The organism is Mesorhizobium sp. M0768, assembly GCF_040320195.1.
Lineage (GTDB): Bacteria > Pseudomonadota > Alphaproteobacteria > Rhizobiales > Rhizobiaceae > Mesorhizobium.
Window position 1 is genome coordinate 36,935 of sequence record NZ_JAMYPD010000014.1, and the last position, 18,162, is coordinate 55,096.

General features: G+C 63.5%; 21 protein-coding genes. 8 read left to right on the forward strand and 13 right to left on the reverse strand.

The features are described 5' to 3' along the window. Positions 1-37: 37 nt before the first annotated feature. The 4 genes from mepA to NKI08_RS18735 are packed head-to-tail and all read right to left on the reverse strand — an operon-like array spanning position 38 to position 3,930. Entirely contained in the window at positions 38-1,135 is a 1,098-nt protein-coding gene (mepA, locus tag NKI08_RS18720; RefSeq protein ID WP_502899645.1) for a penicillin-insensitive murein endopeptidase, read from the reverse strand. Between the two features lie 56 nt (positions 1,136-1,191). Continuing rightward, positions 1,192-2,100 carry an SDR family oxidoreductase gene (locus tag NKI08_RS18725; RefSeq protein WP_352683987.1) on the reverse strand — a complete coding sequence of 303 codons (909 nt, stop codon included), beginning with the start codon at positions 2,098-2,100 and terminating at the stop codon, positions 1,192-1,194. Continuing rightward, on the reverse strand, positions 2,097-3,257 hold the full coding sequence (queG, locus tag NKI08_RS18730; protein WP_352771368.1) for a tRNA epoxyqueuosine(34) reductase QueG: 1,161 nt from the start codon (positions 3,255-3,257) through the stop codon (positions 2,097-2,099). Before queG ends, NKI08_RS18725 begins: the two co-directional genes overlap by 4 nt. After that, on the reverse strand, positions 3,238-3,930 hold the full coding sequence (locus NKI08_RS18735; RefSeq protein ID WP_023678968.1) for a glutathione S-transferase family protein: 693 nt from the start codon (positions 3,928-3,930) through the stop codon (positions 3,238-3,240). The genes queG and NKI08_RS18735 overlap by 20 nt, the downstream gene beginning before the upstream one ends. 161 nt (positions 3,931-4,091) lie before the next feature. Here NKI08_RS18735 and NKI08_RS18740 point away from each other — a divergent pair, with 161 nt between their 5' ends. Beyond that, entirely contained in the window at positions 4,092-4,898 is an 807-nt protein-coding gene (locus tag NKI08_RS18740; protein WP_352473563.1) for an undecaprenyl-diphosphate phosphatase, read from the forward strand. A gap of 94 nt (positions 4,899-4,992) precedes the next feature. After that, complete coding sequence (locus tag NKI08_RS18745; RefSeq protein WP_352771371.1) at positions 4,993-6,243, forward strand: flavin-containing monooxygenase; 1,251 nt, start codon at positions 4,993-4,995, stop codon at positions 6,241-6,243. Positions 6,244-6,565: 322 nt separating this feature from the next. Here NKI08_RS18745 and NKI08_RS18750 read toward each other — a convergent pair whose 3' ends face one another. From NKI08_RS18750 to rsmI, 4 genes are all read right to left on the reverse strand, one after another. Further along, positions 6,566-6,802 (reverse strand): metallothionein, encoded by a 237-nt coding sequence (locus NKI08_RS18750; protein WP_352926009.1) that lies wholly within the window; start codon positions 6,800-6,802, stop codon positions 6,566-6,568. 82 nt (positions 6,803-6,884) lie between these two features. Then, a complete protein-coding gene (locus NKI08_RS18755; protein WP_352771375.1) occupies positions 6,885-7,844 on the reverse strand; it encodes a complex I NDUFA9 subunit family protein in 960 nt (319 codons plus the stop codon). Positions 7,845-8,048: 204 nt separating this feature from the next. Then, complete coding sequence (locus tag NKI08_RS18760) at positions 8,049-8,426, reverse strand: YraN family protein (RefSeq protein ID WP_352451879.1); 378 nt, start codon at positions 8,424-8,426, stop codon at positions 8,049-8,051. Then, positions 8,419-9,345, reverse strand: coding sequence for a 16S rRNA (cytidine(1402)-2'-O)-methyltransferase (gene rsmI / locus NKI08_RS18765; RefSeq protein ID WP_352771378.1), 927 nt, complete (start codon positions 9,343-9,345; stop codon positions 8,419-8,421). Before rsmI ends, NKI08_RS18760 begins: the two co-directional genes overlap by 8 nt. A 176-nt stretch (positions 9,346-9,521) precedes the next feature. On the opposite strand from rsmI, the gene NKI08_RS18770 reads away from it, so the two are divergent. Further along, on the forward strand, positions 9,522-9,707 hold the full coding sequence (locus NKI08_RS18770; protein WP_352614740.1) for a hypothetical protein: 186 nt from the start codon (positions 9,522-9,524) through the stop codon (positions 9,705-9,707). 263 nt (positions 9,708-9,970) lie between these two features. Here the strand turns inward: NKI08_RS18770 and NKI08_RS18775 are convergent, their stop codons facing one another. Genes NKI08_RS18775 through rph form a run of 5 tightly spaced genes read right to left on the reverse strand, consistent with a single transcriptional unit; the run spans position 9,971 to position 13,280 of the window. After that, positions 9,971-10,294 (reverse strand): low molecular weight protein tyrosine phosphatase family protein, encoded by a 324-nt coding sequence (locus tag NKI08_RS18775; RefSeq protein ID WP_352770193.1) that lies wholly within the window; start codon positions 10,292-10,294, stop codon positions 9,971-9,973. Positions 10,295-10,298: 4 nt separating this feature from the next. Beyond that, on the reverse strand, positions 10,299-11,462 hold the full coding sequence (gene hemW, locus NKI08_RS18780; RefSeq protein WP_352771381.1) for a radical SAM family heme chaperone HemW: 1,164 nt from the start codon (positions 11,460-11,462) through the stop codon (positions 10,299-10,301). Then, a complete protein-coding gene (gene rdgB / locus NKI08_RS18785; protein WP_352771487.1) occupies positions 11,459-12,106 on the reverse strand; it encodes an RdgB/HAM1 family non-canonical purine NTP pyrophosphatase in 648 nt (215 codons plus the stop codon). The genes hemW and rdgB overlap by 4 nt, the downstream gene beginning before the upstream one ends. Before the next feature lie 14 nt (positions 12,107-12,120). Then, positions 12,121-12,531 (reverse strand): VOC family protein, encoded by a 411-nt coding sequence (locus NKI08_RS18790; protein ID WP_352473571.1) that lies wholly within the window; start codon positions 12,529-12,531, stop codon positions 12,121-12,123. A gap of 32 nt (positions 12,532-12,563) precedes the next feature. Next, entirely contained in the window at positions 12,564-13,280 is a 717-nt protein-coding gene (gene rph / locus NKI08_RS18795) for a ribonuclease PH (protein WP_352684003.1), read from the reverse strand. Positions 13,281-13,425: 145 nt separating this feature from the next. Between rph and hrcA the strand changes: the two genes are divergently transcribed. From hrcA to cysK, 5 genes are all read left to right on the forward strand, one after another. Beyond that, positions 13,426-14,538: a heat-inducible transcriptional repressor HrcA gene (gene hrcA, locus NKI08_RS18800; RefSeq protein ID WP_502893799.1), complete on the forward strand. Its 1,113-nt coding sequence runs from the start codon at positions 13,426-13,428 to the stop codon at positions 14,536-14,538. 36 nt (positions 14,539-14,574) lie between these two features. Further along, on the forward strand, positions 14,575-14,772 hold the full coding sequence (locus tag NKI08_RS18805) for a hypothetical protein (RefSeq protein WP_023678983.1): 198 nt from the start codon (positions 14,575-14,577) through the stop codon (positions 14,770-14,772). Positions 14,773-14,872: 100 nt separating this feature from the next. After that, positions 14,873-16,228 carry a PQQ-dependent sugar dehydrogenase gene (locus NKI08_RS18810; protein WP_352771383.1) on the forward strand — a complete coding sequence of 452 codons (1,356 nt, stop codon included), beginning with the start codon at positions 14,873-14,875 and terminating at the stop codon, positions 16,226-16,228. Between the two features lie 87 nt (positions 16,229-16,315). Beyond that, positions 16,316-16,933 carry a LysE family translocator gene (locus NKI08_RS18815; protein WP_352771385.1) on the forward strand — a complete coding sequence of 206 codons (618 nt, stop codon included), beginning with the start codon at positions 16,316-16,318 and terminating at the stop codon, positions 16,931-16,933. A gap of 165 nt (positions 16,934-17,098) precedes the next feature. Continuing rightward, positions 17,099-18,079 carry a cysteine synthase A gene (gene cysK, locus NKI08_RS18820; protein WP_023718844.1) on the forward strand — a complete coding sequence of 327 codons (981 nt, stop codon included), beginning with the start codon at positions 17,099-17,101 and terminating at the stop codon, positions 18,077-18,079. The last annotated feature ends 83 nt before the right edge of the window (positions 18,080-18,162 follow it).

Here is an 18,162-nt window from a genome sequence, read left to right on the forward strand (position 1 = left end):
AGATGCACGGATGCAGACAGCGAACACGCTGCCCGCATCAGTGCCCCGGTCGTGGCCGCGGCAGCGGAATGCCGATCTCGGGCATCGCCACAAAGGCGTTCGCCGAGGCCGGAAGCGCTGCCGCGCCGGCTGCGACCGTTGGCTGCGGCGCAAGCTCGGCTGCGAGAGCGGGTGCGGTGGCCGCGATCGGCACGCCGTCGCCATAGTAGGTGACTGCTTCCGCCGACGGCGGAGCTGGCGCGTCGAGCACGAATTGGCATTGCCTGGGCAGGTTCGCCATCGTCATCAGGTCGCGTGCCTTCGGCTTGTCCGGGTTCTTGTTGGGGCGCCACGGCTCCTCGGTGAACCACCAGGCCAGCGCCTGGTCGCAGCCATCGCCTGGCGCCGTCGCTTCCTGTGCCTTGCAGTCGGGTGATCCAGCCTGGCAGCCGATGCGAATGTGGAAGTGGTAGTCGTGGCCCCAGAACGGCCTGACCTTGCGCAACCAGCTACGGTCGCCTTTGACCGTGTCGCAGAGCTTCTTCTTGATCCCGGGATTGACCAGGATGCGCTCGACTTCGGGATAGCTCGCGGCGCGCTTCAACAACCGCGTGTGCATCGGCGTCCACAGCCCGTCCTTCACCAAATGGGTCTTTTCATCGACCATCAAGGTAGCGCTGATGTTTTCGCGCTCTTCGGCCGAGAGCTTACGGTCGGGCATCGGCGTCAGCCAGATGTCGGCGTCGAGGCCGATCTGGTGCGAGGCATGGCCGGTCAGCATCGGACCGCCGCGCGGTTGCGAGATGTCGCCGATCAGCAAGCCCGGCCAGCCGTCGGCAGCGGCATCGCGCGACAGTTTCTCGATCAGCGCGATCATTGCCGGATGGCCCCAGCGACGATTGCGCGACGGTCGCATCACCTCCCAGTGCCGGCCGTCCATGGGTAGGGCGACGCCGCCGGAAAAACAGCCTTTGGAATAAAAGCCGATCGATTGCGCTGCTGCGAGTGCCGGCAGCTTTTTGGCGCCGAACAGGTCCTTTGCCCGTTGCTCGGCGCTCCCTGGCTGCGTTGCAAGCGCCGCCAAGCCGGCGATGGCCAGTACTGCCGTCAGCAGCAGCGTTTTGCCCGGCAAGGCTCGCGCTAACGTCTTCCCCAAGCTGGACCCCTCCGCGATTTGAACCGCATCATACCATAGCCCGCGCAACGTATCGATCATGACCGTTTCATCGGGCTGCGCGCCTCGCCGTCGCGCCAGTCGCCGCTCGCCCACATGGCATCGAGCGCCGAGCGATAGTCGGGAAAGCGAAAGCCATAACCGGCCGCCTTGATTGCCGCGTTGGCGACACGCTTGTTCTCGCCGTAGAAAGACCGCGCCATGGGCGAAAGTTGGGCGGTCTCGAACGGAATTTCGGGCGGCGGCTCGATGCCCATCAATTGGGCGGCATAGGCGACGACGTCCTGCGGCGGCGCCGGCAGGTCGTCGGTGACGTTGAAGATGCCGCCGCGATTGCCCTCGGCGAGATGCCAGAGCGCACCGGCAATATCGTCGCAATGGATGCGGTTGAACACCTGGCCCGGCTTGACCAGCCGCCGCGCAGTGCCGTTTTCCAGGTTGACCAGGGCGTTGCGGCCCGGCCCGTAAATGCCGGAAAGCCGCAGGATCGCCACCGGCCGGTGGATGTCATGGCCCAATTGTAGCCAATCCTGCTCGGCTGCAACACGCATCACCGACCGCTTCGACAACGGCCGGCATTCGGCGGCCTCGTCCACCCAATTGCCGCCACGGTCGCCATAGACGCCGACGGTGGAGAGATAGGCGATCCATTCGAGCTCCGGCATGTTGGCCGCGATCTCCTCGCGTGCCGCGCCCAGCATCGGGTCGCCGGCCTTGTCCGGCGCGACTGAGACGACGAGATGGGTTGTCTTCCCAAGGGCATCGCCGATTTCGGAGGTCAGCGTGCCATCGAAACGCAGCGGCACGATACCGGCTTGCCGCAGCGCCGCGAATTTTTCCAGCGACCGTGTTGTACCGAAGATCGTTGTGTCGGCATCCCTGTTGGCGCGGGCGAAGGCCCTGCCCGAATAGCCGGCGCCGAAGATGAAAATCTGCTTTTTTGTCATGTATGCGCCTCGATCGGCTTTGGCAGGGCCAGAAGCCATTCGCCTCTCACCGCCTCGTCATGTTCTGCTTGCAAAGCGGCTGCGGCACGTTCGGCGAACTCCCGACCCGGCACCAGCCGCGACAGCGCCCATACCGCAGCTCCGCGAACCAGGGGCGAGGCGTCGTCGAGCAGCGCGCGAACGGCGCCGGCCAGCGACAAGTCCTGGGAATTGCCGGCCGCTATCAGCACGTTTCGGATAAAACGGTCGCGGCCGATGCGCTTGATCGGCGAGCCCGAAAAAAGCGTGCGGAAGGCAGTGTCGTCGAGACGCAGCAGCTCGGCGAGCGGCGGTTCGCGCAAGTCCGCGCGGGCGGCAAGCTTTGCCTCCGAAGCGGCTTGGGCGAACTTGTTCCACGGGCAGGCGGCCAGGCAGTCGTCGCAGCCATAGATGCGATTGCCGATCTTTTCCCGGAACTCATGCGGGATCGGTCCTTTGTTCTCGATGGTGAGGTATGAAATGCAGCGCCGCGCATCGAGCCGGTAAGGCGCCGGAAAGGCGTCCGTCGGGCAGGCGTCGAGGCAGGCCCGGCAGGAGCCGCAATGATCGTTCTCAGGCGCGTCCGGCACCAGCTCGGCCGTCGTGAAGATGGTGCCGAGGAACAGCCAGGAGCCATGCGCGCGGCTGACCAGGTTGGTGTGCTTGCCTTGCCAGCCGAGGCCGGCCGCCTCGGCCAGCGGCTTTTCCATCACCGGCGCGGTGTCGACAAACACTTTCACGTCCGCGCCGGCGCGCGCCACGATCTTGCCGGCGATCTCCTTCAGCCGGCCTTTTATCACGTCATGATAGTCGCGGTTCTGCGCATAGGCCGAGATCGCGCCGCGGTCGCGCTTTGCCAGGATGTCGCGTGGGTCGTGGTCGGGGCCGTAATTCATCGCCAGCACGATGATCGAGCGGACCTCTGGCCAAAGCGTCGTCGGTTTGCCTCGCCGCTCGAGCGTTTCGGCAATCCAGCCCATCGAGCCGTGAAAGCCGTCGGCAACGAATTCGGCCAGCCGTTCCGGCGCCTGCGGAATCGCATCGGGCGTGGTGACGGCAACGGCGTCGAAGCCGGCATTCCGCGCCTCGCGGTCGATCAGCGCGCGCAGCTTTGCCGTATCAGAAATCGAGGTCCGCATAATGTGACACCGGCGACAGGCCGCGCACCCGGTCGGACAGAAGCGGCCGGAACGAAGGCCGTGATTTCACCCTTGTATACCATTCGCGCGCGGCGCTGTGTTCGCGCCAGTCGATCTCGCCGAGATAGTCGAGCACCGACAGTGCCGCCGCCGCCGCGAGATCGGCATAGGTGACCTTGTTGCCGGCCAGCCAATGACGGGTGCCGGCCAGCCAGTTGGTGTATTTCATGTGCTGGCGGATATTGGCGCGGGCGGCGCGGATCGCCGCCGAATCGGGCGAGCCGCCGCCTGCCGTTTCCGGCATGACCGGCTTCAGGACGCGCTCGCGCACTAGGTGCCGGGTAACCTCGCTTTCCGCCTTGTTGAGGTACCAATCGGTCAGCCGTCGGATTTCGGCGCGCTCCATCGGATCCTCGGCGAACAGCCGCTTGTCGCGCTTGAGTACCCCGCGCGTCTCGTCGAGATATTCGGCAATGACCACTGCGCCAACGATCGGCACGTCGCCTTCGGCGAGCAGGATCGGCAGCGTGCCGGCCGGGTTCAGCGCCAGGAACTCCTTGCGCCGCGTCCACGGCTTCTCTTCGATCAGCGCCAGTTCCTCGCCATACTCGCCAAAGGCGAGGCGGACGAAGCGGCAGCTGGCGAACATCGGATGGTGGAAAAGCGTCAGCATGGTCCCGCGATAATAGAGCGCACTGGCAAATCGCCGGCTGCGCCGGTAAGTCTTGGCCGCCCGATTCAGGGGCTGTCAGGGTGCTGCGACCTATAGGGGGAGTTCCGCGCCGTGACAAGCAAGCCCTTTTCTCACGCCCTCACTCCAACGCCGAGGTTGCCATGGAAAGCCAGACCGTCGTCGAAGCGCTGCTGCTCGGCATGCTCGAGGGCCTGACCGAGTTTATTCCGGTGTCTTCAACCGGTCATATCCTGCTTGCCGGCCATTTCCTCGGCTTTCATTCGACCGGCAAGGCCTTCGAGATCCTGATCCAGCTCGGCGCCATATTGGCGATTCTCAGCGTCTATTTCCGCCGTCTCTGGAAGATGCTGCTCGAGCTGCCCTACGATCGGCTGACGCGGCATTTCGTCCTTGGCATCCTCATCGCATTCCTGCCGGCGGCCATTATCGGCGCGCTGGCGCACGATTTCATCAAGACGGTGCTGTTCGAATCGCCGCGGCTGATCTGCATCATGCTGATCATCGGCGGTGTCATCCTGCTGCTGGTCGATCGCATGAAGCCGAAGCCCTATTACCACGATGTCGAGCGGTTTCCGACCAGGCTTTATCTGCAGATCGGGCTGTTTCAGTGCCTGTCGCTGATCCCCGGCACGTCGCGCTCGGGTTCGACCATCGTCGGCGCGCTGCTGCTCGGCGTCGACAAACGGGCGGCGGCGGAATTCTCCTTCTTCCTTGCCATCCCGACGATGGTCGGCGCCTTCGCCTTCGACCTGTTCAAGAACCGCAATGTGCTGAGCAGCGCCGACCTGCCCATCATCGCCGTCGGTTTCGTCGCCGCCTTCGTCACCGCGCTAATCGTCGTGCGCTTCCTGCTCGACTACGTCTCGCGCCATGGCTACGCGCTGTTCGGCTGGTGGCGGCTGGTCGTCGGCATCGTCGGCCTGGCGGGGCTGGCCATCTGGGGATGAGCCGGCGCGGATAGCGCAATCCCAGCCGGAACTCTATTCTTGCCCGAAGTTGAGCCATACGATCTTGTGGACGTATGGTTGGCAGGGGGAATGCGTGAGCGAAGTTCTTGACGCCCTCGTTATTGGCGCCGGTCCGGCGGGACTCGGCATCAGCTACTTCTTGAAACGGCAGGGCCGCGACCACCGTGTACTCGATCGAGGCCGGATCGGCGAAACGTGGCGAACGCAGCGGTGGAACTCGTTTCGACTGAATTCGCCGACCATTCGCTCCATCTTACCCGGTGATTCCTACGAGGGGCCCGAGCCGTGGGGCGCGATAACCCACCACGAATTTGTCGCGTATCTCGAAGGCTATGCCGAGCGGCACCGCCTGCCGGTAAGCACCCAAACTCCGGTGCAAGAGCTGACGAGAGACGACGGGATCTTTCGCATCACCACGACGGACGGGGCATTTCTGGCGCGCAATGTGGTGATCGCCGCCGGCGACCAGAATCGGCAGGTCCGGCCAGCAGGGTCGGCGGATTTGCCAACCGCAATTCGCCAAGTCGATTCCTCGGCTTATCGCAACCCGGCCGAGTTCGAGAGTGGCGCGGTGCTGGTGGTCGGCAGCGGTCAGTCGGGCGGCCAGATCGCCGAGGATCTGGCGCTGGCCGGACGTGCGGTCTTTTTGGCGACCAGCCGCAACGGCCGTTGGGTGCGGCGCTACCGCGGGGGCAACATACTTAAATGGCTGACGCTGTCCGGTTTTCTCGACGTTCCGCGCAAGGAACTCGTCCTCCCCTCCGGCAAGCTGCAGGCCCGCGCGCTGGTCGGCGCGACCCATACGATCAGCCTGCAATCGCTGAGTGCACAGGGCGTGGTGCTGCTCGGCCGCTTTAGGGGTGTGGAGAACGCCAACCTCGTCTTCGGCGACGAGCTCGACGACCATATGCGATTTGCCGACGAGGTCTCCGCGAATGCCAAGCGCCTGGTTGACGAGTACATCGAGCGCGCCGGCCTCGATGCGCCACTGGCCGAGGATGATCCAGCCGAGACGATTGAACCGCGCTTGCCCGATCCTCCGATCCGCTCCCTCGACTGGACGGCGAGCGGCATCAGATCAGTGATCTGGTGCACGGGCTTCACTGGCGATTTCTCATGGGTTCGGCTTCCCGGCGCGCTCGATGCCGCCGGCCAGCCCGTCCACGAGGATGGCGTCGGCGCTGTTCCAGGTCTCTTTTTCGCCGGCCTCGATTTCGGATCGACGCGGAAGTCGGGCACCATACCGGCCATTCCAGAGGAGGCGGCCGCCGTCGTGGAGCGACTCGTCCAAGTGGGAGCCGACTTGCCACGGAACGGCGTCTAAACGAGCGCGTCGAACGCGGGTTCTTGAACGTACAAGAACATGACAGCTCTGGCGCGATCAAGACGACGCACGCTGCCTTCTGTCGAAGCGCACCGACAATTTTCCGTAGTCCATTGGTGCGACAGCCAGAAATCGCCGGCACCTTCGATACGGTGCTCCAATTCGCGGCCGACTGCATCCATTGCCTCCGTCAACGTGCGGCGGCCTTGACCTCGGCGTCTTGACCTCGGCTGGTCGTCGTCGTGCTGACAGCACTGGCAATATGGGATGAGCCGGCGCAGTCGTTCGGAATGGTCGCCCTGGAGACGCCAAAGAAGGTGCATCAAGGCGCGCGATCGGTCAGCGCGTTCGCACCTTCCTCCGCGGCGCAATGTGCGCAGCAGTAGATGATGTCATCCTGTTCGACGCCATGTCCGATGATCCGGCATCCGCAATGCGGACATATCGGAGCAAGTTTCTGGACCGCGCATTCGAAGCTGTCGAACGTGTAGGTCTCCTCGGCCATCGTCACTTTGAAAGCCTTGTCGTAGTCATTCCCGCATTGATCGCATCTGGCCATAGTTCGTTTCCTTCTTTCACGGCTTCAAGCTCGACCAACCTGTCGCGCGGCGATAGGTTCCCGCCAGCATCAGGGGGCCGTCCTAAGGCGGAGACGAGCGCGAGCCTACGCCACGGCGCTGTTCGATCGCACGGATCACCTCGTCGATATCCCGCGGCTCGATGTCGAGTTCCTTCAGGCCAGGCGCGTCGATTGCTGCCACATTGTCCTGACGCATAAGATCGATCTGGTTGCGCGTTATGGGGGCAGCCGGGAGGAGTTCCGCGACGCCAGCCAAGGCGTTCCATACCGCAAACGGCACCGGCATCAGCTTGACGTGCGTATCGAGTTGTCGGGCGATCTCCCGAAGCAGTTCCTTATAGGTATAGATGCGCGGGCCACCGAATTCGAATATGGATGAACCCGTGTGGGTTCGCCCGTCGATCAGCCGGCTCACTGCTTCGGCGACGTCTGCCACATAGACCGGCTGAAGCCGTGTGCCACCATCGCCGAACAGCGGATAGACCGGCAGGAGGCGTATCATCCTCACAATGGTCGTGAGGAAAGCGTCGTCAGGTCCTGTCATGACGGCGGGACGCACAATGAAAGCGCCGGGAAATGCGCTTTCCACGGCACCTTCTCCGCGCCCACGCGCCCTTATGTAATTCGAATCCGATTGAGGATCGGAGCCGATCCCTGAAATCAGGACGAACTGGTCGATCGCGCGGTCGCGCGACGCGGCAGCCAGATCGGCCGCGGCTTTCACATGCACGCGTTCAAAGGTCTGGACGCCGTGCTCGATGTAAAGACTGACAGCATTCACGACCGCCTGTGATCCGGTAATGGCCGACCCGATCGAGGACGCATCCAATATATCCGCCTCGACTGCCTCGGGCATCCTTGTAATCGAGGAAAAGACCAGGGCCACGCGAGCTGGATGGCGAGATGCAGCGCGCACCGTGAAACCTCTTTCCAGGAGCCGCTTCACGATCCTGCGCCCGAGAAAGCCGGTTCCGCCGAACACGGTGACGATCCGTACCGGGTTGAGATCGTCGGGATCCATTTGCCTCGCCATCCCTTTGTCCTCGCATAGCTGCCACGAGGATTGCCCTGGCCGGCATTTGAACCAGCCCGTCGAACATCAGGACGATTGGGGAACAACGCAGGAACGCTTTTGTTCCAGTCAGCGCTGGGCGGATGCTTGACAGATCGGCAAACCATGATCTGAACCGCAGGCGCAGCAAAACGGCCCCACTTCGGGAATAGCCTAGTTCCGCCCGTAGAAAACGTTCTCGACATGCACCGGCCAGCGCCACGGCAGCACCGCCACCATGTCGAAGCGCACCGATAATTTTCCGTAGTCGGATTGGCGCGACAGCCAGAAATCGGCGGCGCCTTCGATGCGGCGCTCCGATTCACGGCCGACTGCTTCCATTGCCTCCATCAGCGTGCGGCGCGCCTTGACCTCGACGATCAGCACCAGATCGCCGCGCCGCGCGATCAGGTCGATCTCGCCGAACCTGGTGCGGTGGCGGCGGGCCAGAATTCGGTAGCCTTTCAGCATCAGCGCCGCCGCCGCCAGCCATTCGCCGTGATGGCCGCGCCGGTAGGCCTTTTGTCGGCTGGCGCTCGGCCGTTCAGCCATCGCCGTCTCCGCCGGTCCCGTCTCTTCCGGCATTTTTGAGGTCGAGGAGCCGACGATAGAGCGCCTGCTTCTGGCCACCCGTCATCTTGGCGGCTTCCGCCGCTGCCTTGGAGGCCGGCATCTCGGCGGCGAGCGAAAGCAGCAGCCGGTCGATGTCTTCTGGCTCATCAGCGACCGCATCGGCCGGGCCGACGCAGATGACGATTTCACCCTTGGGCGTATCGGCTCCCGCATAATGGCTGGCGAGCGATTGCAGGGTGCCGGTCCGCATCTCCTCGAAAGTCTTGGTCAGCTCGCGGCCGATCGCCGCCTTGCGGGCACCGCCCAGCACCTCGACCATGGCACTGAGCGTCTCGGCCAGCCGGCGCGGCGATTCGAAGAAGATCAACGTTGCCGGCACCGCCTTCAGCGCTTCCAGCCGCGTCAGCCGCTGCCCGGTCTTCACCGGCAGGAAGCCGGCAAACAGAAACGCGTCCGAGGGCAGGCCGGATGCCGTCAACGCGGCAAGTGGCGCCGACGGTCCGGGGATCGGCACGACACGAATGCCGCGATCCAGCGCCTCACCAACCAGCCGGTAGCCGGGGTCGGAGATGAGCGGCGTGCCGGCATCCGAGATCAGCGCTACGCTTTGGCCGGCCAGCAGCGCCGCGATCAGCTTCGGTCCGGCCTCGCCGGCATTGTGCTCGTGGTAGGCGGTGGTGCGGCGGCGGATGCCGTAGCGGTCGAGCAGCACGCGGCTGACACGTGTGTCCTCGCAAGCGACGATATCGGCGGCGGCGAGCGTTTCCAGCGCGCGCAGCGTGATATCGGCGAGATTGCCGATAGGCGTCGCCACCAGGTAGAGCGCCGGCTCGAGCGGCCGGGCGGCGATTTCGGTCTGCCCGACCACATAACTGCGTTTGGCCGATTCGCCGGTCACCTGCACAACTCCGTTCGACCCTGTTTGGCACGGCTCACGCTTGGTTGCAAAAGCCTGGGTTGCAAAGGCCCTGGTTCCAAAAGGGATGCCGACGTGAACCGGCCGCCATGCCTTCGCCACAGTAGGGAACGAAACCGTTGCCGGCGAATTTTACCCCTGATCTCGGGAGGAGCAGGATGGACAGCCTGACGATACAGGACGTTTTCGAACCCTACTATGCCGGCCGCAAACGCTTCGCCGCACCATGCGACAAGAGCCGGCCTGCCGAAGCCGCAGATGGCAGAGCCAAGAAGCCGCTTGCACGCCAGCGATCGGCAGAGAGCAAGCCCGCAAACGAAACCGCCCGCACGATGGAGCACTGACCGGACGATGCCCAATCGCTTCGACATTTTCATCACCCGCCTCGAAACAAAAAGCGCCCGCGATGGCGCAGCGTCACATTCCACAGACGACCAGCACCATGCCTCACGCGACAAAAGCGAGATCAAGCCGGTCCGTTCCGGAGAGACCAGCGAAAAAGATCGCGCCAAACACCGCCACAAGCACGAGGCTTGACCCCGCAAACCTTAGCGATCGGTCGAGACAGTTCTCGAAGCGCGGTTGCGCATGCTCCGCGATGTATCGTTCAACCCAGATACTTCGAGACACGCGCCTCCAGCAGGCCCACCAGAGCCGGGTCCATGAATGCATAGTCGTCGGGAATATCGAGGCAGATTACCCGAACCTTTTTCAGGCTTGTCTTGAATTTCTGCTGCAGTTTGGCGCGGTGCGTTTTTTCCATCACGAAGATGATGTCGGCCCAGGCGACGAGTTCATGCGTCAACGGAATGTCGGCATCGTGATTAGTGCCGGCCGAAGCGACCTCGATGTCCCGCCGCTTGGAAAACACCTGCTCCGCCGTCGGGCTGCGCAAGCGATTCTGGCTGCAGATGAAGAGAACGTTCTTCAACGTGCTATCTGGCCAAGTCCGCCACGACCGCATCGAGCACGATCATGCCGGCCGGCGTGGCGCGCAGGCGCGCATTGCCGATCGGCGCCACCAGGCCTTCGTCCTGCAGTACCGACAGCTGTGCCGTCGACAGGCCGCGCCCTGAAAATGCCTCGTAGCGGGAAAGGTCGATGCCTTCCGCCAGCCTCAGCCCCATCAGCAGGAACTCGTCGGCCTCTTCCGACCGCGTCAGGATCTCGCCGCCGGTAACGCCATGGCCCTTGGCCTCGACCAGATTGGCCCAAGTCTCCGGCATTTTCTCGGCGATCGTCACCACGCGCCGGCCATTTTCGACGAACCGGCCATGCGCGCCGGGACCGACGCCGACATATTCGCCATAACGCCAGTAGGTGAGATTGTGCCGGCTTTCGGCGCCGGGCCTGGCATGGTTGGAAATCTCGTAGGCCGGCAGTCCGCGCGCGGCGGTGATCTCCTGTGTCAACGCGTAGAGATCGGCGGCAAGCTCATTGTCTGGAATGATGAACTTCCTTGCCGCATGCAGCGCATGGAACGGCGTGCCTTCCTCGATGGTCAGCTGATAGAGCGACAGATGGTCTGCGGCGTGGCCGATCGCCTGCTCGAGCTCCGCCTGCCACGCTTCCGGCGTCTGACCGGGCCGCGCGTAGATCAGGTCGAACGACAGCCGTGGGAATATCTCGCGCGCCAGGCCGATCGCATGCAGGGCCTCATCGACATTGTGCAAACGGCCGAGGAAGCGCAGATCCTTGTCGTGCAGCGCCTGCACGCCAAGCGATACCCGGTTGACGCCGGCCGCGCGATAGCCGCGAAAGCGCTCGGCCTCGACGGAGGAGGGATTGGCCTCCAGTGTCACCTCGATGCCATCAGGCACCGTCCAGTTCTTCGCCACTGCATCCAGCACCGCCGCCACGGTCTGCGGTTTCATCAGCGATGGCGTGCCGCCGCCAAGAAAGATACTGGTCACCTCGCGCGGCCCGGTGCGGCCGCGCATCGTCGCCAGCTCGGCCTCGAAGGCGCGGGCAAAACGCTCCTGATCGACCGGCTGGTGGCGGACATGGCTGTTGAAGTCGCAATACGGGCATTTGGCCGCGCAGAACGGCCAGTGGACGTAGACGCCGAAACCAGGCCTGCGGTCGAGCAGCATGGTCATACGGCGGCCAATCGGGCTTGCGCGAATTTCTGGAAGGCGCGGGCACGGTGCGACAATGCGGTTGGCTGGCCGGGCTTCCAGCCATGCTTGTCCTTCGCGCTCATCTCGCCGAAGGTCTTCTCGGACCCATCGGGCAAGAACACCGGATCGTAGCCGAAGCCGAGCTCGCCGCGCGGCGGCCATACCAGCGTGCCCTCGACCTCACCGCGAAAATATTCCGCCTGGCCATCGGGGAAGGCCAGGCAGATGACCGCGACAAAGCGGCCCTTGCGCTGGGCAGGCGTGATCGCGCCAACTTCTTGCAAGGCCACTTCCGTGCGCTGCATGGCCATGCCGAAGTCGCGGGAGCCGTCCGGCGTCTCAGCCCAGTTGGCGGTGTAGACGCCGGGTGCGCCGTCGAGCGCATCGACACACAGGCCGGAATCGTCCGACAGCGCCGGCAATCCAGTGGCCTTGGCGGCGGCCAAGGCTTTTATGAGGGCGTTCTCCTCGAAAGTGGTGCCGGTCTCGTCCGGTTCCGGCAGGCCGTATTCCTTTGCGGACTTCGCTTCAATGCCGAATGGCGCCATCAGATCGGCGAATTCTCGCAATTTGCCGGCGTTGTGGCTTGCGACGATGATCTTATGCCCATCAAGCGAATGAATAGTTGGCGAATGCATCAGATGCCCCAAATTCGTGGCTCGGCGAATTCGATCGAATTGCCGGAGGGATCGCGAATATAGATCGAGCGGCCGCCTTGCGGCCACTCGAACTCGCTTTCGATGGCGATTTTCTTCGCCTCAAGATGCGCTTTCCAGCGTGGGATTTCATCCGCGCTTGCGGCGAAGCAAAGATGGCCCTGGCCGACCGCGCCATGCGGCGGCACGGGCAGCTTGGCGTCGGCCCGCGGCGGCACTTTGGTGGCCTCGGCATTGAAGATAAGCAGCACGCCGTCGCCGCAGCGGAAGAAGAGATGCCTGCCATCGACCTTACCGAGCAGATCGAGCCCGAGCACGCCCGAATAGAACCGTTCCGCGGCAGCAAGGTCGGTCACGTAGAGTGCTGATTCCAGGATTGCGGAAGGAGTCACAGGATCGCCAATCTCATCAATATTGACCGCAGCTAAGCCACCGCCATTTGCTGCAAGCTGACCAGGCGCTGAATGCCTTTCTTGGCGAGCCCCATCAGCGCCGCGAACTGCTCTTCCGAGAACGGCTCGCCCTCGGCCGTGCCTTGGATCTCGACGATGCCGCCCTTGCCGGTCATGACGAAATTGGCGTCGGTGCCGGCCGAGGAATCCTCGATGTAGTCGAGGTCGATGACCGGCTGGCCATCATGGATTCCGCAGGAGATTGCCGCAACGTGATCCTTCAGCACCTTGCTCAGGCTCGCCATCTGGCGGGCTTCCATCCAGCGCAGGCAGTCGTAGAGCGCCACCCAGCCGCCGGTGATCGAAGCGGTGCGCGTGCCGCCGTCGGCCTGGATCACGTCGCAGTCGACGGTGATCTGCTGCTCGCCGAGCGCCTGCAGATCGACCACGGCGCGCAGGGAGCGGCCGATCAGCCGCTGGATTTCCAGCGTGCGGCCGCCTTGTTTGCCGGACGAAGCCTCGCGGCGCATGCGCTCGCCGGTCGAACGCGGCAGCATGCCGTATTCCGCCGTCACCCAGCCCTTGCCGGAGTTGCGCATCCAGCCCGGCACCTTTTCCTCCAGGCTGGCCGTACACAGCACATGCGTGTCGCCGAACTTCACCAGGCACGAGCCTTCCGCATGCTTGGAGACGCCGCGCTCGAAGGAGATGGGGCGCATTTCGTCGAATTGGCGTTTGGAAGGGCGCATTCAGGCTTCTTTCTTTCTTCGGAATCTTGGCCGGGGAATCTTGGCCGGCTTGTAGCCGCACGGGGCGTGAGGCGCAAAGGAAAATGGACCGGTTGCGCCGACACCGCGGAAGTCTATATCTTCGGGGCGGAGGTTTTGGCTCGAAATGACAAAGGCAGTCGATCCCGGTTTGCAGTCGCACGTGCTCCCGTCGCACGCGCTGCAATCGCCCGCGCTTCAATCGCTCGACATGCGTTCGCGCGACATCTTCCGGCGCATCGTCGATTCCTATTTGAGGGATGGCGAGCCGGTCGGTTCGCGCAGCTTGTCGCGCATCCTGCCGTCGTCGCTGTCGCCGGCCACCATCCGCAACGTGATGAGCGACCTTGAGCATCTCGGCCTGATCTATGCGCCGCACATTTCGGCTGGCCGGCTGCCGACCCAGGCAGGCCTGCGCTTCTTCGTCGATGCTTTCATGGAACTTGGTGACCTCTCCGACGAGGAGCGCCGCACCATCGAGGCCCAGGTGCGCGCCTCCGGCTCGGGCGCAACTCTGGAGCATATGCTGACCGAGGCCAGCCAGATGCTGTCCGGCATGTCGCGCGGCGCCGGCCTCGTGCTCGCCGCCAAGAATGAGGCGGCGCTTAAGCACATCGAATTCATCCAGCTCGAGCCGACCAAGGCGCTGGCCGTGCTGGTCTCGCAGAACGGCGACGTCGAAAATCGCGTCATCGATCTGCCCGCCGGCATCACCATCTCGCAATTGCACGAAGCCTCTAACTTCCTCAACGCCCATATCCGCGGTCGCACCCTGGCCGAGGCGCGGGTCGAGATCGCCCGCATCAAGGAAGAGACCAGGGCGGCCCTCGACACGCTGTCGCAGGATCTGGTCGAGAAGGGCCTGGCGGTCTGGGCAGGCGCTGAAAGCGGCGTGCCTGGGCGGCTTATCGTGCGCGGTCGCGCCAATCTCCTGGAAAACGTCACTGCCCAGGCCGACATAGAATTGCTGCGGCATCTGTTTGAGGATCTGGAGACGCAGGATGGGCTGATCCAGCTTCTCGACCTCGCCGAGGCAGGCCCAGGCGTGCGCATATTCATCGGTTCGGAAAACAAGCTGTTTTCGCTGTCTGGCTCCTCGCTGGTGGTGGCACCCTATCGCGACAAGGACGCGCGTGTCGTCGGTGCGCTCGGCGTCATCGGGCCGACGCGGCTGAATTATGCGCGCATAGTACCGATGGTCGACTATACGGCGCAGCTGATTTCGCGCATGCTGAGCTAGGAGCCGCCGCGGGCCCGCCGCAAGGAGGAGAAAAGAATGGCGCTGGAATCGTTCAAGGCCCAGATCAGTCTGCTGCTCGAAGAAATGATCAACCAGCCAGAGGATCAGCACGAGGTACAAGAGCAGTTGCGCGAGAAGCTGCAAGAGATGCGGGCGATGGGTTTACCGCTGCCGGCCGATCTGGTCGCGCTGGAAAAGCGCCTCGACGACGACTTTTACGCCTCTGGCAACTGAACGGGTTCGGCTTCAAATCCTCGTGTGCTGGACGGCCGCTTGGAACGATCAATACCTGATGCCGTTTGCCCCTGTTCGAGGCGAATCCCGGAGGACGTTGATGATCCGATCTGGCGGCTTTGCGGCCTTGGCCGCTGCCCTCCTTGTTGCGACACCGGCAGCCGCCCAGCAGGCGGACCAGAATGTGCTCAAAGGCGAAGCCGCGTTTGGCGATTGGCACGCCGACAGGCCTGGCGTCCGACGCCTGATTGGGCCGCGAGACATGCCGGCAGCCGACCCCGCCCAATCCGCTTCGAACGGCGCCGGCGTGGCGGAACGGCCCGAAAGCGCCAAGCCAGAATTGCCGTCGGGCTTTTCGGCTGAAATGATCGCATCCGGCATCGTCAATCCACGTGTCGTGCGCGTCGCTCCGAATGGCGACCTGTTTGTTGCCAACAGCCATGCCGACCAAATACGCGTCTATCGTCTCGCCGAGGGCAGCGCCAGGCCCATCGAGAAAGCGATCTTCGCCAAGGGGCTCAATTATCCCTACGGCATCGCCTTCTATCCGCCAGGAGACAAACCGCAATGGGTTTATGTCGCGAACAGCGACAGCATCGTCCGCTTCCCCTATCGCGATGGCGACCTGAAGACATCCGGCAAACCAGAAACCATTGTCGCCAAAATCCCGTCGGGTGGTCACACGACCCGCGACATCGCCTTCTCGCAGGACGGCAAAACGCTTTATTTGTCGGTTGGCTCCGCCTCGAACGTCGCCGAGGATATAGGCAAGGAGCCGGATAGCGGCCTCGAAGCTTGGGCCAAATCAAAGCCGCTAGGGGCGGCCTGGGGCTCCGAGGACGGCCGTGCCGATGTGCTCGCCTTTGACCCGGATGGGAAAAATCCCCGAACTGTTGCCACCGGCCTGCGCAACTGTACGGGCATGACCGTGCAGCCCGCCACCGGCGCATTGTGGTGCGTCGTCAATGAGCGCGACGAACTCGGCGACAATGTGCCGTTCGAATTTGCAACGGCGGTCAAGGACGGCGGATTCTATGGTTGGCCTTGGTACTACATCGGCAATAACGAGGATCCGCGCCATCAGGGCGAACGGCCAGACCTCGCCGGCAAGGCCACTGTCCCCGATGTATTGATGCAGGCGCATTCGGCGCCGATGAATATAGCCTTCTACGACGGCAAGAACTTCCCGGCGGATTATCAGGGTGACGCCTTCGTCACCATGCATGGTTCGTGGAACCGTGGCGCCAGGACCGGCTACAAGGTGGTGAGGCTCAAATTCAGGGATGGCAAGCCGACCGGCGAATATGAGGACTTCATGACCGGCTTCGTCATCTCGAACGACGCCGTCTGGGGCCGCCCGGTCGGTGTCGCGATGGCCAAGGACGGCTCGGTGATCGTCACAGAAGACGGTAATGGCACCATCTGGCGCGTTACCTACGAAGACGGCCGTTCCTGAACGGCGGTGTCGCCTGCTGCGCTGGCGCAATCGAATCCGGCCCGAGGGAATTCACCCAACTTCAACATTGTGCGACAAGCGCCAATCATGACACTCACTGGGTTCCTCGCCTATAGTGCTGCCCTCGGCATCGCCGCGGCCATCCCGGGCCCAGGCGTCACCGCGCTTGTTGCGCGTGCTCTGGGTTCCGGCTTCCACTCGTCGCTGGCCATGTCGTTCGGGCTGATGCTCGGTGACCTGACCTATCTCACTGCCGTGGTGCTCGGCCTGGCTTTCGTCGCACAGACTTTCGGCATGGTCTTCCTGGCCATCAAATGGCTGGGCGTCGCCTACCTCGCCTTTCTTGGCTGGCGTTTCTGGACGAGCGGCATCACGCCCGAAACGGTGGAGGCGAAGAAAGGCAAGGGCGGCTTGGCATCCAGCTTTGTAGCCGGCCTTGCCGTCACGCTCGGCAATCCGAAGACGATGATCTTCTATCTTGCCATCACCCCGACCATCGTCGATCTGAAGACGATCACGCTGGCCGATTACAGCATCCTCGTCGCGCTCACCATCGTCGTCCTGCTCGTCGTGCTGGTGCCCTATCTGGCGCTGGCGGCCAAGGCGCGCTGGTTCCTGAAGTCGCCGCGGGCGCTGAGGGCACTCAACCGCACCGCCGCCGGCTTTATGGTCGGCGCGGCGGCGGCAATTGCCGCCCGCCAATAGATCTCTTTCGCCAATCCGCCCAAGGATTGCCACCCCTTGCAAAGGCGGGGGTACTCAGCACGAACTTCACTCGGATATTTTTCGATCGACAGCCTATCTTGCGCGGTGGATGGCTCTATCCTATGCCCGCGCGACTCTTGCCGCTTGACCTCTGGGAGGAAATCAATGAACAAGCCCGCCACCCCCACACACGTGCCCGGCCGCGGCCGCATCTACAATTCGATCACCGAGACGATCGGCGACACGCCGCTGGTGCGGCTTGATAAATTCGCCAGGGAGAAGGGTGTCGTCGCCAATCTGCTGGCCAAGCTCGAATTCTTCAACCCGATCGCCTCGGTCAAGGACCGCATCGGCGTGTCGATGATCGAGGCATTGGAGGCTTCGGGCAGGATTACGCCCGGCAAGACCACCCTCATCGAGCCGACCTCGGGCAATACCGGCATCGCACTCGCCTTTGCCGCCGCTGCCAAGGGCTACAAGCTGATCCTGACCATGCCGGAAACCATGTCCGTCGAACGCCGCAAGATGCTGGCTCTGCTCGGTGCCGAACTGGTGCTGACCGAAGGGCCGAAAGGCATGAAGGGCGCCATCGCCAAGGCCGACGAGCTGGCGGCAACGCTGCCCGACGCTGTCATTCCGCAGCAATTCGAAAACCCGGCCAATCCGGAAATCCATCGCCGCACCACCGCCGAGGAAATCTGGAACGACACCCATGGCGAAGTCGATATCTTCGTTGCCGGCATCGGGACCGGCGGCACCATCACCGGCGTCGGCCAGGTGCTGAAGAAGCGTAAGCCCTCGGTGCATGTCGTCGCCGTCGAACCGGAAGCCTCGCCGGTGCTGTCGGGCGGCCAGCCAGGCCCGCACAAGATCCAGGGCATTGGCGCCGGCTTCGCGCCAAAAATCCTCGACACGACGATCTATGACGAGATCGTCAAGGTCTCGAACGAGGATTCGGTTGCCAATGCACGGCTCGTCGCTCGGCTCGAAGGTGTGCCGGTCGGCATCTCGTCGGGGGCCGCCCTGCAAGCGGCGATCGTCGTCGGCTCGCGGCCCGAGAACAAGGGCAAGAACCTCGTCGTCGTCATCCCCTCCTTCGCCGAGCGCTATCTCTCGACGATCCTGTTCGAGGGATTGGGCGCTTAGACACGAGCGTTTTTTACCGGTCAGTAGCGATCCTTCGCGATGCCCCTCCGACATCAAATACTCAGTATCACGCGTCGGCGTGG

Excerpts from the sequence above, each read along its gene's own strand:
- NKI08_RS18755 (WP_352771375.1), bottom strand. The coding sequence starts at position 7,844 with ATGGATCCCGACGATCTCAACCCGGTACGGATCGTCACCGTGTTCGGC.
- rph (WP_352684003.1), bottom strand. The coding sequence starts at position 13,280 with ATGCGCCCTTCCAAACGCCAATTCGACGAAATGCGCCCCATCTCCTTC.
- hrcA (WP_502893799.1), top strand. The coding sequence starts at position 13,426 with ATGACAAAGGCAGTCGATCCCGGTTTGCAGTCGCACGTGCTCCCGTCG.
- NKI08_RS18815 (WP_352771385.1), top strand. The coding sequence starts at position 16,316 with ATGACACTCACTGGGTTCCTCGCCTATAGTGCTGCCCTCGGCATCGCC.
- hemW (WP_352771381.1), bottom strand. The coding sequence starts at position 11,462 with ATGACCATGCTGCTCGACCGCAGGCCTGGTTTCGGCGTCTACGTCCAC.
- NKI08_RS18810 (WP_352771383.1), top strand. The coding sequence starts at position 14,873 with ATGATCCGATCTGGCGGCTTTGCGGCCTTGGCCGCTGCCCTCCTTGTT.
- NKI08_RS18770 (WP_352614740.1), top strand. The coding sequence starts at position 9,522 with ATGGACAGCCTGACGATACAGGACGTTTTCGAACCCTACTATGCCGGC.
- cysK (WP_023718844.1), top strand. The coding sequence starts at position 17,099 with ATGAACAAGCCCGCCACCCCCACACACGTGCCCGGCCGCGGCCGCATC.
- NKI08_RS18735 (WP_023678968.1), bottom strand. The coding sequence starts at position 3,930 with ATGCTGACGCTTTTCCACCATCCGATGTTCGCCAGCTGCCGCTTCGTC.
- NKI08_RS18750 (WP_352926009.1), bottom strand. The coding sequence starts at position 6,802 with ATGGCCAGATGCGATCAATGCGGGAATGACTACGACAAGGCTTTCAAA.
- NKI08_RS18760 (WP_352451879.1), bottom strand. The coding sequence starts at position 8,426 with ATGGCTGAACGGCCGAGCGCCAGCCGACAAAAGGCCTACCGGCGCGGC.
- NKI08_RS18725 (WP_352683987.1), bottom strand. The coding sequence starts at position 2,100 with ATGACAAAAAAGCAGATTTTCATCTTCGGCGCCGGCTATTCGGGCAGG.
- queG (WP_352771368.1), bottom strand. The coding sequence starts at position 3,257 with ATGCGGACCTCGATTTCTGATACGGCAAAGCTGCGCGCGCTGATCGAC.
- NKI08_RS18740 (WP_352473563.1), top strand. The coding sequence starts at position 4,092 with ATGGAAAGCCAGACCGTCGTCGAAGCGCTGCTGCTCGGCATGCTCGAG.
- NKI08_RS18805 (WP_023678983.1), top strand. The coding sequence starts at position 14,575 with ATGGCGCTGGAATCGTTCAAGGCCCAGATCAGTCTGCTGCTCGAAGAA.